Annotated in this window: 14 protein-coding genes and 3 tRNA genes; 8 read left to right on the top strand and 9 right to left on the bottom strand. The window is 61.3% G+C overall.

The window, feature by feature from the left end; translation table 11 throughout:
- Positions 1-211: 211 nt before the first annotated feature.
- Positions 212-1,342, top strand: a complete 1,131-nt coding sequence (locus PQR67_RS02075) for a porin (protein WP_408453741.1) — start codon at positions 212-214, stop codon at positions 1,340-1,342.
- A gap of 205 nt (positions 1,343-1,547) precedes the next feature.
- On the opposite strand, the gene greB is transcribed toward PQR67_RS02075, so the two are convergent.
- Positions 1,548-2,117: a transcription elongation factor GreB gene (greB, locus tag PQR67_RS02070; protein WP_408453738.1), complete on the bottom strand. Its 570-nt coding sequence runs from the start codon at positions 2,115-2,117 to the stop codon at positions 1,548-1,550.
- A 120-nt stretch (positions 2,118-2,237) separates the two neighbouring features.
- Between greB and PQR67_RS02065 the strand changes: the two genes are divergently transcribed.
- A tRNA-Arg gene (locus tag PQR67_RS02065) sits at positions 2,238-2,314 on the top strand.
- A 104-nt stretch (positions 2,315-2,418) separates the two neighbouring features.
- Positions 2,419-2,495, top strand: a tRNA-Arg gene (locus tag PQR67_RS02060).
- A gap of 89 nt (positions 2,496-2,584) precedes the next feature.
- Here PQR67_RS02060 and PQR67_RS02055 read toward each other — a convergent pair.
- The 5 genes from PQR67_RS02055 to PQR67_RS02035 all read right to left on the bottom strand — a co-directional run bounded on the left by PQR67_RS02055 (position 2,585) and on the right by PQR67_RS02035 (position 7,684).
- A complete protein-coding gene (locus tag PQR67_RS02055; protein WP_408453735.1) occupies positions 2,585-3,073 on the bottom strand; it encodes a phage protein NinX family protein in 489 nt (162 codons plus the stop codon).
- A gap of 138 nt (positions 3,074-3,211) precedes the next feature.
- Positions 3,212-5,569 (bottom strand): RelA/SpoT family protein, encoded by a 2,358-nt coding sequence (locus PQR67_RS02050; RefSeq protein ID WP_408453733.1) that lies wholly within the window; start codon positions 5,567-5,569, stop codon positions 3,212-3,214.
- A gap of 147 nt (positions 5,570-5,716) precedes the next feature.
- Positions 5,717-5,920, bottom strand: coding sequence for a DNA-directed RNA polymerase subunit omega (rpoZ, locus tag PQR67_RS02045; protein ID WP_006025620.1), 204 nt, complete (start codon positions 5,918-5,920; stop codon positions 5,717-5,719).
- 141 nt (positions 5,921-6,061) lie between these two features.
- A complete protein-coding gene (gene gmk / locus PQR67_RS02040) occupies positions 6,062-6,742 on the bottom strand; it encodes a guanylate kinase (RefSeq protein WP_211616274.1) in 681 nt (226 codons plus the stop codon).
- A gap of 18 nt (positions 6,743-6,760) precedes the next feature.
- Positions 6,761-7,684, bottom strand: coding sequence for a YicC/YloC family endoribonuclease (locus tag PQR67_RS02035; RefSeq protein WP_408453730.1), 924 nt, complete (start codon positions 7,682-7,684; stop codon positions 6,761-6,763).
- 269 nt (positions 7,685-7,953) lie between these two features.
- On the opposite strand from PQR67_RS02035, the gene rph reads away from it, so the two are divergent.
- The 4 genes from rph (at position 7,954) to PQR67_RS02015 (ending at position 10,705) form a co-directional block, all read left to right on the top strand.
- Positions 7,954-8,694: a ribonuclease PH gene (gene rph, locus PQR67_RS02030; RefSeq protein WP_408453728.1), complete on the top strand. Its 741-nt coding sequence runs from the start codon at positions 7,954-7,956 to the stop codon at positions 8,692-8,694.
- The gene (rdgB, locus tag PQR67_RS02025; protein WP_408453726.1) at positions 8,687-9,334 is read left to right on the top strand and encodes an RdgB/HAM1 family non-canonical purine NTP pyrophosphatase; all 648 of its coding nucleotides are present in this window, start codon (positions 8,687-8,689) and stop codon (positions 9,332-9,334) included. Before rph ends, rdgB begins: the two co-directional genes overlap by 8 nt.
- Complete coding sequence (gene hemW, locus PQR67_RS02020) at positions 9,331-10,560, top strand: radical SAM family heme chaperone HemW (protein WP_408453723.1); 1,230 nt, start codon at positions 9,331-9,333, stop codon at positions 10,558-10,560. The genes rdgB and hemW overlap by 4 nt, the downstream gene beginning before the upstream one ends.
- A 55-nt stretch (positions 10,561-10,615) precedes the next feature.
- A tRNA-Ser gene (locus PQR67_RS02015) sits at positions 10,616-10,705 on the top strand.
- A gap of 252 nt (positions 10,706-10,957) precedes the next feature.
- Here PQR67_RS02015 and PQR67_RS02010 read toward each other — a convergent pair.
- A complete protein-coding gene (locus PQR67_RS02010; RefSeq protein ID WP_408453720.1) occupies positions 10,958-12,349 on the bottom strand; it encodes a hypothetical protein in 1,392 nt (463 codons plus the stop codon).
- Between the two features lie 587 nt (positions 12,350-12,936).
- On the opposite strand from PQR67_RS02010, the gene PQR67_RS02005 reads away from it, so the two are divergent.
- A complete protein-coding gene (locus PQR67_RS02005) occupies positions 12,937-13,419 on the top strand; it encodes a FapB/FapC family functional amyloid domain-containing protein (protein WP_408453717.1) in 483 nt (160 codons plus the stop codon).
- A 31-nt stretch (positions 13,420-13,450) separates the two neighbouring features.
- On the opposite strand, the gene PQR67_RS02000 is transcribed toward PQR67_RS02005, so the two are convergent.
- Together PQR67_RS02000 and PQR67_RS01995 are read right to left on the bottom strand one after the other, a co-directional pair.
- Positions 13,451-13,855: a RidA family protein gene (locus PQR67_RS02000; protein ID WP_408453714.1), complete on the bottom strand. Its 405-nt coding sequence runs from the start codon at positions 13,853-13,855 to the stop codon at positions 13,451-13,453.
- A gap of 109 nt (positions 13,856-13,964) precedes the next feature.
- The gene (locus PQR67_RS01995) at positions 13,965-14,192 is read right to left on the bottom strand and encodes a hypothetical protein (protein ID WP_408453711.1); all 228 of its coding nucleotides are present in this window, start codon (positions 14,190-14,192) and stop codon (positions 13,965-13,967) included.
- Between the last annotated feature and the right edge of the window lie 199 nt (positions 14,193-14,391).

Genomic DNA, 14,391 nt, shown 5'->3' with positions numbered 1-14,391 from the left:
ATTCGCCTATCGTTTCATATCCAGTAATACTTTATTGCGAAAATCGGAACGTCCGCTTTGTGAGCGTCTCTCTACACTCTGCGTAACTGGAAACCAGCGCGCTTGGAGTACAGCGCGTTTCTCATGCGGATTTCGCCTCTCGCTGCCCCCGCGTGAAGGTCTCCTTAAGCCTGGGTTCAAAAAAACCCAATCTCGCTCTCGGAGTTACAAGATGAAAAAGACACTCATGGTCGCGGCCCTCACGGGCGTTTTTGCAACGGCAGCACATGCCCAGAGCAGCGTCACGCTGTATGGCTTGATCGACGCCGGCATCACCTATACAAATAACCAGCACGGCCACAGCAGCTGGCAAGAAACCAGCGGCTCGATCAACGGTAGCCGTTGGGGCCTGCGCGGCTCCGAAGATCTGGGTGGTGGCCTCAAAGCCATCTTCACGTTGGAAAACGGCTTCAATATCGCCAACGGCAAGCTCGGCCAGGGCGGTCGTGAGTTTGGCCGTCAGGCATTCGTGGGTTTGACGAGCGACCAGTTCGGCGCAGTGACCCTTGGCCGTCAATATGACAGCGTGGTGGATTATGTCGGCCCGCTGTCGCTGACAGGCACGCAATACGGCGGCACGCAGTTCGCGCACCCGTTCGATAACGACAACCTGAACAACTCGTTCCGTGTGAACAACGCGATCAAGTATCAGAGCGTGAACTACGGCGGCTTCAAGTTCGGCGCTACGTATGGCTTCTCGAACGCAGCCGGCAGTTTTGCGAACAACCGTGAATACAGCGCCGGCGCGTCGTACAACTGGGGCGGCCTGAACGTCGCCGCTGCATACTTGCAACTGAATAACGGCGGCTCGACGAACACCGGCGGCGCAGTGTCGGACGACTTCACGTTCGCGGCAACGCGTCAACAGACCTGGGGCGCAGGTGCGAACTACTCGTTCGGACCGGCAACGGCTGGCATCCTGTACACGCAGACCAACCTGACGGGCCTGACCGGCATCGGTGCAAGCGCATCGGGCTTCAGCTCGGGCGTAACGTTGCCGAGCAACAGCGCTCACTTCCAGAACTTTGAAGTGAACGGCCGCTATGCCCTCACGCCGGCACTGAGCCTGGCGGGTTCGTACACCTACACGCGTGCCAGCCTCAACGGCGTGCGTCCGAACTACAACCAGTTCAATCTGCAAACGGACTATGCGCTGTCGAAGCGCACGGACGTGTACCTGCAGGGCGTGTATCAGCGCGTGAACGAAGGTTCGGGCATGGTTGCGAACATCAATGGCGTGGGCGGCGCGTCGGCAACCAACAGCCAGGTCGCCGTGACCGCAGGTCTGCGTCATCGCTTCTAAAGCAGCTGGCAGCACCCGCAGCATCGAAGGCGCCGTTCGCGGCGCCTTTTTTTATGCCGTGCCGAAAACACGCTTTGCCAGCGAACACGAGATGGGTTGGCTGTCAGACGCCGAGCGGGAGCGAACTACCGGCGCCAGCGCCTGCGTCATAGCAGGTTGAGCCGGGCGCGCTCGCCCCCTTCTTCCGGCACACCCATGCAGCGGCCTAGCCGTCGGTATCGGGCGGCGGATACTTGACGTCCAGTATGTCGATCGGCTTCGGCCCAGCCGGGGTGTACAAAGTCACCGTATCGCCGATTTTCGCCTTGAGCAGCGCCCGCGCGATCGGCGAGATCCAGCTCACGTGGCCGACATCCAGATCGACCTCATCGACACCGACAACCGTCAGGGTGTGCTCCTCGCCGTCTTCCGTTGCGTATTCGACGGTTGCGCCAAAGAAAACCTGATCGACGTTTTCCTGCTTACTGCTGTCGACCACTTCGGCGATGTCGAGACGCTTGGTCAGAAAGCGGATCCGCCGATCGATCTCCCGCAGACGGCGCTTGCCATAAATGTAATCACCGTTTTCCGAGCGGTCGCCATTCGAGGCCGCCCACGACACCAGCCTGACCACCTCCGGCCGCTCGACATCGATCAGATGCAGCAGTTCATCGCGCATCCGCCGGTAGCCGGCAGGCGTAATGTAGTTTTTCGTACCCGGTGGGATTTCGGGCTGGGCGACGTCGAGATCGTCGTCATTCTCTTCGCTCGACTCTTTGACAAAGGCCTTGTTCATGATGGTCCGATAACCGCAGCAAACGACTGCCTATCAAGGGTACACGATCAGGGCAATGAGACAAATCGCAGTTACATGCTTCCCTTTTTCAAATCCTTTGCTATAATCTCGTTTCTGCGTGCGGCTGTAGCTCAGTTGGATAGAGTACTTGGCTACGAACCAAGGGGTCGTGGGTTCGAATCCTGCCAGCCGCACCACTTATTTCGAGGGCCTCCCTCCGGGGAGGCCCTATGTTTTACTCCGATTGTTTTATCCGGATCTACACGCAGTTTCATTGAAATTAGCGTCGTCTGTTTAGCGTGCGGCTGTAGCTCAGTTGGATAGAGTACTTGGCTACGAACCAAGGGGTCGTGGGTTCGAATCCTGCCAGCCGCACCACCTATGAAGGGCCTTCCGATTGGAAGGCCCTTTGTTTTTGCGCCGCCGTTCTGCTTTCTGCGCCCCCTCCCCGGCGAGCGTCACGGCAGCTATCGCGGCGCCGACTGAATATCACCGATCCGCCCGTCGGGGCTCGGTACATCCTCGAATGATCTTCCCACTGCATCCTCGCCAACCGGCTCCACGAGCTCGCCGGTGACCGTCTGCGCCTCGCGCAACACATCGGCTACGCTATCGCCGAAGCGACTTTCGACGAACGCCCGCAGCAGCGCGACCTGCAACGTGTCTCCCCGACCTTCCACGGTCCGATGGCCGCCCTCGAATTCCGCGATGCAGTGCGCCGCCTCGCGCTCAGTCCGCTCACGCACTTCCAGCCGTTGTGTGCGTTCCAGCACCGCGGCTGCCGCTTCCCATGACGTGGACGGCGTAAAACGGCCGTCCCATGGTCGGCCGCGGTCAATCCCGCGGATCGAGACGGTTTCGCCGCCGTCGGTAAAGTAGATTTCGCGCACGAAGTCGTGCAGGCTGCGGGCGACCCAATAGTCGAGCGCCACGCCGGTGAGGTCGGCTACGTTCATGCGTGTTCTCCCTGAGGAACAGGTGAGACTTGCTGGCGACGGATGCGTTCGGATTCGACGGGGACGGCCTGAAGCTGCTCAAAGCGACCAGAACATACTCACGCCGCCGGGCACACCTGGCCAGCCATCAGAAGATGATCAGTAATCTGCCCGCTCGCGGTCGATCCGCATCCCGCCGTCGTGGCGGTGATGCCCTTCCTCGCTCGGCCGCTCGCGCGCGATGCGCATCACGTCAGGATTCGTACGCACGCGGCGCATCACGTTGGCGAGATGGACACGATCGCTCACCTGAATCACGAAGCGCAGTACCGTGGATTCCTGCGACAGGTCCTCGTCCATTGCGATGTGGACGATGTTCGCGTCCGCCGACGTGATGTCGGCAGCCACGCGGGCAAATACGCCCTTGGTGTTCTTGACCAGCACCTTCACCGCGACGTCGAACAGACGACCCGGCTGCGGCGCCCACGCCACATCGATCCAGCGGCCTGGATCGCGCTTGTGGATACGCTGCGCGACACGGCAGTCTGTGGTGTGGATCGCCATGCCGAGACCGATACCGATGTAGCCCATGATGTCGTCGCCCGGAATCGGACGGCAGCACGCGGACAACTGCACCGACATGCCTTCCGTGCCGGTGATGACGACCGGCGGCGCATGCGGCCCCGTGCCGTCGGAACGCGAGCCGTCGTCGTCGGCGTCGCGGCCGCTCATCAGCACTTCGATACGCTTGGCCATGACCGCGGCGACACGCCGGCCAAGACCGATATCCGCAAAGATTTCCTGACGGTTCTTGTTGCCCGTCCACTGCACGAGCTTTTCCCACGCTTCCGGTGTGACGTCCGACAGCGCCAGGCCGTAGCCCTTCAACGCCTGGTCGACCAGACGCTCGCCGAGCTGCACGGACTCGTTCAAGCGCATCGTCTTCAGATAATGGCGGATGGCCGAGCGCGCCTTGCCGCTGCGCACAAAACCCAGCCACGCCGGATTTGGCTTCGAATACGGCGCCGTAATCACTTCCACAATGTCGCCGCTCTTCAGCTCGGTGCGCAGCGGCAGCAGTTCGTTGTTGATCTTCACCGCGACGCACTGGTTGCCCAGGTCGCTGTGGATCGAATACGCGAAGTCGAGCGCGGTGGCGCCGCGCGGCAGCGCCATGATCTTCGACTTCGGCGTAAACACGTAGACCGCATCCGGGAACAGATCGATCTTCACGTGTTCAAGGAATTCGCTCGAGTCGCCCGCTTCGCTCTGAATGTCGAGCAGCGACTTCAGCCACTGGTGCGCGCGCTTCTGCACGTCGTTCAGGTCCGCGCTGCCGTTCTTGTACAGCCAGTGCGCGGCCACGCCGGCTTCGGCGATCTCGTGCATCTTGCGCGTGCGCACCTGGAACTCGATCGGCGCGCCGAACGGGCCGACCAGCGTGGTGTGCAACGACTGATAGCCGTTCACCTTCGGGATCGCGATGTAGTCCTTGAACTTGCCCGGCACAGGCTTGTACAACGCATGCAGCGCGCCGATGCAGGTGTAGCACTCCAGCGCGCTTTCGACCACCACGCGGAAGCCGTACACGTCGAGCACCTGCGAGAACGACAACTGCTTGTCGCGCATCTTCTTGTAGATGCTGAAGATGGTTTTCTCGCGGCCGGTGACTTCGGCGTCGATCTTCGCGTCGGCGATCGCGCGCTGCACCGACTCCAGAATCTTGCCCACCACTTCGCGCCGGTTGCCGCGCGCCGCCTTGACGGCTTTTTCGAGCGTGGCGTAGCGGTGCGGATTGAAGTTCGCGAAGCTCAGGTCCTGCAACTCGCGATAGGTATTGTTCAGACCGAGCCGATGGGCGATCGGCGCGTAGATATCCAGCGTTTCGCGCGCGACCCGGCGACGCTTCTCGTGCGGCACTGCGCCGAGCGTGCGCATGTTGTGCAGCCGGTCGGCGAGCTTGACCAGAATCACGCGGACGTCGCGCGCCATCGCAAGCAGCATCTTGCGGAAGTTTTCCGCCTGCGCCTCTTCGCGATTACGAAACTCCATCTTGTCCAGCTTCGACAACCCGTCAACCAGTTCCGCGACCTTGGCGCCGAATCGCTCGGCGAGTTCGGCCTTGGTCACGCCCTGGTCTTCCATCACGTCATGCAGCAGCGCCGCCATGATCGACTGGGCGTCGAGATTCCAGCCGGCGCAGATTTCCGCGACGGCGACCGGATGCGTGATGTACGGCTCACCGCTCTGGCGGTACTGGCCGAGGTGGGCTTCGTCGCTGAAATGGAAGGCCGCCTTGATGTCCTTGATCTCTTCCGGCTGCAGATAGCCGGACAAGGCGGACGTCAGTTTGGCAATGGAGACGACATCATGCCGGCGCGGTTGCTCCGGCGTGGCGGTCGGCCCGAACAGATGGCGAAACGACTGTTCAAGGACCGCGTCGATGTACTTCCGTGCAGACGAGGGCGAATCGGCGTCGTGTTCCACTTCCGTGGCGGTGGGCGGGGTCGTACTCATTTTCGCCTCCGTAGCGGTTAGGGTTGGACGCCGGTCTGTACGGTGATGCTATTACGTGTAGCAAATAAGCCTGACAGATAGGCTAAGCAAATCGGCTAAGCAAATCGGCCTGGCAAATACGGGCAATCGAAAACAGAACGGTGCGGTTTAAACCGGCACCTTCTTCAGCATTTCGACGCCAACCTGGCCGGCTGCGATTTCGCGCAGTGCGACGACGGTGGGCTTGTCGCGGCTTTCGATCTTCGGCGTGTGACCTTGCGCGAGCTGACGCGCGCGATAGGTCGCGGCAAGCGCGAGTTCGAAACGGTTCGGGATCTGTTTGAGGCAGTCTTCGACGGTAATGCGGGCCATGTTGGGTTCCTTCTTGCAAGAAAACGCTGGGCCGCCCCAAGTTTTCTTGTCCCCCTCGGGGGGCCTGGCGCAAAGCGACAGGTCTGGGGGCGTTAATTGATGTTGCTTATTCTACCTTATGTGCTCGACACACCGCCGCGCTCACGCGTGCGGCAGATGGATGCCGAGCTGCACGAAAAGCTGCGTGTGGCGCGCGTATTGCGAGGCGAAGCGCGAACGCGTCGCGGCCACGAGGCAGCGCAGCTCACCGAGCGCGCGATCGAAGTTGTCATTGATCACGACATACTCCGCTTCGGCCGCGTGCGCCATCTCGCTGCCGGCTGCGAGCAGACGGCGTGTAATCACGTTCGGTTCGTCCTGGCCGCGCTTTTTCAAACGCTCTTCGAGCGCGTCGAGAGACGGCGGCAAAATGAAAATTTCCACTGCGTTGTGAAACTGCTTCTTGACCTGTTGCGCGCCTTGCCAGTCGATTTCGAGCAACACGTCATGCCCGCTTTTCATCTGCTCTTCGATCCACACGCGCGAGGTCGCGTAGTAGTTGCCATGCACTTCCGCGCTTTCCAGAAACTCTCCCGTCGCGTGACGGGTCAGGAAATCGTCGACCGTCGTGAAGTGATAGTGCTCGCCGTCCTGCTCTTTCGGACGCGGCGGGCGCGTCGTGTACGAAATCGACAGACGGATCGCGTCGTCGCCGGCGAGCAACGCGTTCACGAGCGTCGACTTGCCCGCGCCCGAAGGCGCGACCACCATGAACAGGTTGCCGGGATAAGCACCGGCGTAAGGGTTGCGCGGTGCGCTGGTTTCGCGTGTGTGGTCGGTCATGTTCTCGGGGCTCCTGCCTTACTCCAGATTCTGTACTTGTTCGCGCATCTGTTCGATGAGCAGCTTCAAGGTCATCGACGAATCGGCCAGTTCCTTCGCGGCCGCCTTCGAGCCGAGCGTGTTCGCTTCGCGATTCAGCTCCTGCATCATGAAGTCCAGGCGCTTGCCCACCTTGCCGCCCTTCTCGATCACGTGACGCGTTTCGTTCAGGTGAGCCGTGAGGCGCGAGAGTTCTTCGGCGATGTCGATGCGGATGCCGTACATCGTCACTTCCTGGCGAATCCGTTCGTTGATTTCCTCGCGCGAGACGTTCGTGGCGGCCGTATCCGGTGCGGCAATGCCGAGCGCTTCCTGCAGACGTTCAACGATCTTCTGTTGATGCTTGGCGATCAGTTCCGGCACGAGCGGGGTGATCTTCGTGACGATCGCTTCCATCTCGGTGACGTTCGCGAGCAGCATCGTCGCCAGTTGCGCGCCTTCGCGGGCACGCACGTCGATCAGATCGACAATCGCCTGCTTACCGCATGCCAGCACCGCGTCGCGAAGCACTTCCGGCGCCACGCCGGTTTCAGCCAGCACGCCCGGCCAGCGCAGAATTTCGCCGGTGCGCAGGCGCCCTGCTTCCGGGAACGTCGACAGCACGGTGCGCTCGAGCAGCGCGAGTTGCGTCAGTGCATCACGATTGACCGACCCTGCGTTGGCCGTCTGTTCGCTGCGCTGCAGGTTGATGCGAATATCGACCTTGCCGCGCGAGAGCTTGTTCATCAGCATTTCGCGCAGCGTCGGCTCGCAGACGCGCACGTCTTCCGGCATCCGGAAGTTCAGATCGAGAAAGCGCGAGTTCACGGTTCGCAGTTCGACCGATACGCTCACGCCGCCGGTGCCTGAGGCCGCGACGAGTTCGCGCGTGGCGCTCGCGTAGCCAGTCATGCTGTAGATCATCGTATTTCTCGCGATTGTGGCCATGCGTTTTGACGATGGCCGGAGAGTCGAATCGCCCGGCGTGTACGAGACGCGGGGCGGGGAATCGGTATTATCCCATTTTTGCCGGCAACGCCCTTTATACGCGGGCCGCCGCCTGCGCCGTGCCACCCCGCCGGGAGCCCCGGCGCATGCGGGTAACCACGCGGCCAACCTCCCGCGCCGCGTCCGGCGCGATCGGCTGTAAAATTGCGGTTTCCCTCCCGCTTTTCTTCCAGACCGATCCCAACATGACCAATAACACCCAACGCCCCAGCGGCCGCCAGGCCAACCAGCTACGCGACGTGCGCATCACGCGTCACTACACGAAGCATGCGGAGGGCTCGGTGCTGGTCGAATTCGGCGACACCAAGGTGATCTGCACGGCGAGCATCGCCGAGAGCGTGCCGTCGTTCCTGCGCGACCGTGGCCAGGGCTGGCTGACCGCTGAATACGGCATGCTGCCGCGTGCCACGCACACCCGCAGCGACCGTGAAGCCGCGCGCGGCAAGCAGACCGGCCGCACCCAGGAAATCCAGCGCCTGATCGGCCGGGCATTGCGCTCGGTGTTCGATCTCGAGAAGCTCGGTGCGCGCACGCTGCATATCGATTGCGATGTGATCCAGGCCGACGGCGGGACGCGCACGGCCAGTATCACGGGTGCATTCGTGGCGGCGCATGATGCCGTGGCGAAGCTGCTGGCGGCGGGCCGCATCGAAAGCTCGCCGATCACCGACTACATCGCGGCGATTTCGGTTGGCGTGTACGACGGTCTGCCGGTGCTGGACCTCGACTACGACGAAGATTCGCAATGCGACACCGACATGAATGTGGTGATGACGGGCGCGGGCGGCTTCGTCGAAATTCAGGGCACGGCTGAAGGCGTGCCGTTCTCGCGCGATGAAATGAATGCGCTGCTCGATCTGGCGAGCGACGGCATCAACACGCTGATCGCGAAACAGAAAGAAGCGCTGGAGCAAAAGAGTGAGTGAAGGCCGTCAAGACAACGGCGCGGCTGCGTCTGACTCGCCGTTGAAAAAAGTCGTGCTGGCGTCGAACAACGCGGGCAAGCTGCGCGAGTTCGCGGCGCTGCTCGGCGCAGCCGGCATCGAGCTGATTCCGCAAGGCGAGCTGAACGTACCGGAGGCGGAAGAGCCGTATCCGACTTTCGTCGAAAACGCGCTGACCAAGGCGCGTCACGCCGCAAAGCTGACCGGTCTGCCCGCGCTGGCCGACGATTCCGGCTTGTGTGTGCGCGTGCTGCGTGGTGCGCCCGGTGTTTATTCGGCGCGCTATGCGCAGCGCGCCGGTGGCGAAAAGAGCGACGCGGCGAACAATGCGCAGCTCGTTTCAGCCTTGCAAGGCGAAACCGATCGGCGCGCGTATTACTACTGCGTGCTGGCGCTCGTGCGTCACGCTGACGATCCCGAACCGCTGATCGCCGAAGGCCGCTGGCACGGCGAAATGCTGGAGGCGCCGCGCGGCGAGCACGGTTTCGGTTATGACCCGTACTTTTTCCTGCCATCGCTGAATGCGAGCGCCGCGGAACTCGAACCGGCGGTGAAGAACGCCAGCAGCCATCGCGCGATTGCGTTGCGCCATCTGCTCGCGCGGCTGACGGAGGAAGCGTGATTCCGATCAAACCGGCGCCTGCCGACATCGGCAACGGTGTCATCAAGGCGTTCACGTCGCCAGGCAGCATTCGTCTGACGTCGTTGCCGCCTTTGGCGCTATATGTGCATTTTCCGTGGTGCGTGCGCAAGTGCCCCTACTGCGATTTCAACTCGCACGAGTGGAAAGGCGACACGTTCCCGGAGACCGAGTATCTCGACGCGCTGCGCGCCGATCTGGAACTGGCGCTGCCGCTTGTGTGGGGACGCCAGGTACATACCGTGTTCATTGGCGGCGGCACGCCCAGCTTGCTGTCGGCAGCCGGGCTCGACCGGATGCTGTCCGACGTGCGCGCGCTGCTGCCGCTCGACGCCGACGCGGAAATCACGCTCGAAGCCAACCCGGGTACGTTCGAAGCCGACAAGTTCGCGCAGTTTCGCGCAAGCGGCGTGAACCGCCTGTCGGTGGGTATCCAGAGTTTCAATGAGGCGCATCTGAAAGCTCTCGGCCGGATTCACGACGCGACGCAAGCGCGCCATGCCGTCGAAGTGGCCGCGACCACCTTCGACAACTTCAACCTCGATCTGATGTTCGCGTTGCCGCAGCAGACGCTCGCGCAGTGTCAGGCTGACGTGGAAACGGCGTTGTCGTTCTCGCCACCGCATTTGTCCCTGTATCACCTCACGCTCGAACCGAACACGCTGTTTGCGAAATTCCCGCCGGCGCTCCCCGACGACGACGCTTCCGCCGACATGCAGGACTGGATTCACGAACGCACAACGGCCGCCGGTTACGGGCGCTATGAAGTGTCCGCGTATGCGCAGCCGCATCGGCAGAGCAAGCACAACCTGAACTACTGGCGCTTCGGCGACTATCTCGGCATTGGCGCGGGCGCGCATACCAAGCTGTCGTTTCCGAACCGTGTGCTGCGTCAGGTGCGCTACAAGCATCCGACTACCTTCATCGAGCAGGCCAAAGCCGGCACGGCTGTGCAGGAAGAGCATGAGGTCGGGCCGCGCGATCTGCCGTTCGAGTTCATGCTGAACGCGCTGCGGCTGGTGGAAGGGTTTCCGGTGCATCGCTTCATCGAGCGCACGGGAATGTCGATGACCTCGATTGAACCCGCCTTGCAGGAGGCGGAACAGCGCAAGCTGATTACACGCGACCACGAAAAGATCGCGCCGACGCCGCTTGGCCAAGCCTTCCTGAACGATCTGCAAGCACTGTTTCTGAAGGATCCGCAGTAATTGCAGAGCCGCGGAGCACCGCAACGGTGATTTTTCAGGTTACAATTTCGCGCTTGGAGGTGTGGCCGAGCGGTTTAAGGCACCGGTCTTGAAAACCGGCGAAGGAGTGATCCTTCCGTGAGTTCGAATCTCACCGCCTCCGCCAGAATCCATCCAGAAGCCCCGTAGAGTCAAAGACTTGCGGGGTTTTTGTTTTTCCGGCCTATTAGTTGGCCCGTCGATTAGCCCATCATCGAACATCAAGTCGCTGCCGCTCAGGTCGGCCATCCTCCGCTGAACTCCTCTCCTGTTCGTGACGTATTGGGGACCGCGCAGTGAGCTATTAAAACGGTCAGGCACCGGCCCAACCGTTGGAACCGTTCAGCTTGAGATTGCGGCCACAATTGCAATTAGTCGACTAGTTGTATCGTTGTATCTCGTCTTGCACCTGCTGCAACTCTTGATTTACGTTCTGCAGTCGATTGTTCACGTCAGCTAGACGGCCCCGCAACATGTTATCCAGGTGTGCCAGTTCCATACCTGAGCGGCCCGCATGCTGCGGACCTGGGAATTGACGTATCTGTTCTTGCAACTGGTGCTGGTCATGCTGTAATTGTTGTCGCTGATTATCCAACTGCGTCCGCCGCGTCATCAGATTGTGCGGGACAGCGGCTGTACTCCCTCCGCCCTTGAGACCAACGTCGTTGTGCACCTGCCAGTCCCCATGCTCGTCCTGTTTGACGGGGTATTGAACTTTCGCCGGATCATCCGGGTTGTACGCGCGCCACGTGCCATTGTCCTTGTCGTACCTGACCGGGTAGGTCTTGCCGGACACGTCGATATAAGATTGGCCCTTATCGTCTCTGAGCACGCCTTGAGTGTCCGGATCCGCATGCAGGTCGCCGCTTGGTTTGCGGCTGTATTGCGCGGGTACATCGAATTGCGCAGCTTTCGTGGCCGGTACATTCGTTCCCGGTTCGTGAGCAGGGGGTGTACCCGTTCGTGGCTCGCTTGACGCGCCGGGCGCACCATCCCGTACTGCGGGTTTCACTTGCGCAGATGGAGATGCCTTCGTCGAGGGCACCTCCGCCTCCCCCCCAACCAGCCCACCGCCCAGACGCCCCCTAAATGTACTTTCCGGCACTCCCGGCTGAACGTCCGGTGTCGGAACTTGTGGGCTCCCATCCGGATTACGTTCTCCGGAAATCCCACCCGTTATGGTTAGCGCCGTGCCGACAACTGGTATCTTTTGCAGGATCTTGTCGGCCTCCTCGCCCCTCGTTTTGTTACTGCCCGACTTATCGCCCGTGGCCTCATCTGCAAGCTTGCCGAAGAATCGTCCAGGGTGAGTGGCCCCTTCCTTGAGGCCGTCCAGGAAGACATCTCCCGCCGTGCGGTCCTGACTGGTGTCGTGCGGAGGACGCGGAACCGCATAGGCACCCACGAGGACGGGATTTCCGTTGGAATCCAGCTTGAACTCCGTCGCAATGTTGCCGGACGAACCGTCGGAGTTCTGCGTCGGATTGACTTCTTTAAGGACTGGCTTGCCTTGATCGTCCCGCTGCCAGTGCGTCACCATGTCGGGCGAGTTCTGCTCAACCCAGGAGCCCGGCGCCCCTTGGGCGGGAGGAGTCAGTGCGCGGTCCGGCACGGAGCTCGCATCGGCCAGGTTGCGATACTGTGCATCACCGGCACTTGATGTATCGAATTTCGCGGGCGATACCTGTGACTGCGCACCCGGGTCGTCGTTTTGTGCAACACCGGCATAGCTGGGGTCGTTCGGTTGCGTTTTGATTTGCTGGACTTTCATTTCGGGGTTCCTATCTATGTGAATGGTCAAATTTGGCTTCGCAGAAGACTGCTTCCCAAAGTAGGCGCCAGTCGGAGGCGCCAGTCCATTTCAACAGTAGGACTGGATGACAAGGTGGTACTTACATCGGTGCGAAACATGTCGAGCGGGTAAGCAACTGTAAATAAAGTCCAATCAAACCGACCCCTTGGTAATTTGCTGTCACAAGACACGCCGAACGAATGCTGTTCCAGGCTCCTCCAACTCACAAAGAGGGAGGAACCATGCTCAAGTTACTGTTTGCGATAGGTTTCGGATTGGGCCTTTCCGGTTGTATCGTCGCACCGCCCTACGGCTACGCACCGGCCTACGGATATGCCCCCGGCTACTATGCCGCCCCGAGCGTCAGCGTGGGTGTTGGCGTAGGCGGTTATTACGGCGGTCACGGAAGGTGGTAATTTCTGGCGAGACCTGCACCCCGCCTTTGCCCCTTAACTTGTCAATCCCCTGGCGCCGCCTGCATTAAGGGGAACCCCTCCCTCAACATCTCGCTCCCCGGGTCGATATCAAGACTATCCGTGCGGTCGGCACAAGCGAGGGAGCTGCTCATGAAAGTCCGAACATTAGCCGTTGCATTGATCTGGTTTGCCGCGGGCACGGGCGTATCGTCCGTGTTTGCAGGCACATTCGCGGGAACGCTTGCAGGTAGCTCAACGGCGCCTTCCGGCGATGACAGCGAGGCGGTGTTCGGCTCAGCCAGGTTGTCCAGTCTGCAGGACGTCGGCGGCAGCGCGACGGCTGGCGCGTCCGCAGCGACCGTAGGCGCGAATGCGCTGAGAAGCGCAAGCGGCAACATCGGCGTGAATCTCTCGGCCGGGGCGTTGAATGCGCAGGCCAACCAGATCGCCCTCATCGACACACCGCAGGCCGCGATCACGTCGCAACAAAATCTGCATACTGTCGCGCAGTTGACGGGCAACACCACCGCGAAACTCGGCGCCGGCTCACTGGCGGCCGTGAGCGGCAACGTCGGCGTGAACATCGCGTCCGGTGTGGGCAATGCCCAGTTCAATGGGCTCGTGATTCACTGAGCCGGCCACGCTTCGACGCAGCAGCCACGACTCAAACCAGCGCGGTCGCCTCGACCTCGACCTTCAAGCCGTAATGCAGATGAGGGACCGGCACGACGGCACGCGCCGGCCGCGTATCGCCCGCCCAACGGGCGTAAATCTGATTGAAGCTCGCCCAGTGCTCGACATCGGCGATATAGACGCGCACCTGCACCAGTTGCGCAATGCTGCTGCCGACGCCTTCGAGCGCAGCCTGAAGATTCGCCAGCACCTGCTCGGCCTGAACCTCGAACGAGGCATCAGCGAGCTTTTCGCCCTGTGCGTTGATCGGTAACTGTCCCGAGACGAAAACAAACCCATTCGCGACCGCGACGTGGCTGTAATGGCCACCCGGCTTCGCCAGAGCAGCGGGATTGTCCAGGTGCGGCAGATGCGGCTCGTACTGGCTAACAGCCATGAATACAACTCCAGAAGGGATCGCGCCTACGCGGCGCATGGTTATGCGCGGGGCACTGCATGCCACTCGCCGCGCGTGTCACACGAGGTGTCACATGCCGTGTCACACGCTAAGCAGGCACATCCAGCTTCTCGCGCGCGTCGGCGCAACGGCGATTCAGGTCGCGATGCATCAACTGGCTGTCGAGCAGCGCCGATACATCAGACAAACCGCAATCGAAGCGCAAGACGTATTCGATGTCCGTGTAATCGTGATAGGCGCCGCTGTCTGCCAGCTTCTGCGCTTCGGCAAAGGCAGCATGTTGCCGCTCGCCGTTCATCAAATCTCTGATCGCCATGATTGCCGCTCCGAGGAACAGTGACTCCATCATAGCAATGCAAATCGAAACGCACGGTAGCGCGCGCGCAACACCTGGTGTTTTCCGTAGACACGCTGACTAACGCCGCGCGCAGACACATGCTTGCCGCGCGTTTCGGCTAAGGAACACTGATCCGCCTTGAGCAATGGACTCGCACCTCATGCAGTCTCATACGGCC

It is taken from the genome of Paraburkholderia fungorum (genome assembly GCF_046026025.1).
Classification (GTDB): domain Bacteria; phylum Pseudomonadota; class Gammaproteobacteria; order Burkholderiales; family Burkholderiaceae; genus Paraburkholderia; species Paraburkholderia fungorum_E.
Note: the sequence above shows the minus strand (reverse complement) of the source record. Positions and strands in the feature narration are given on the sequence as shown.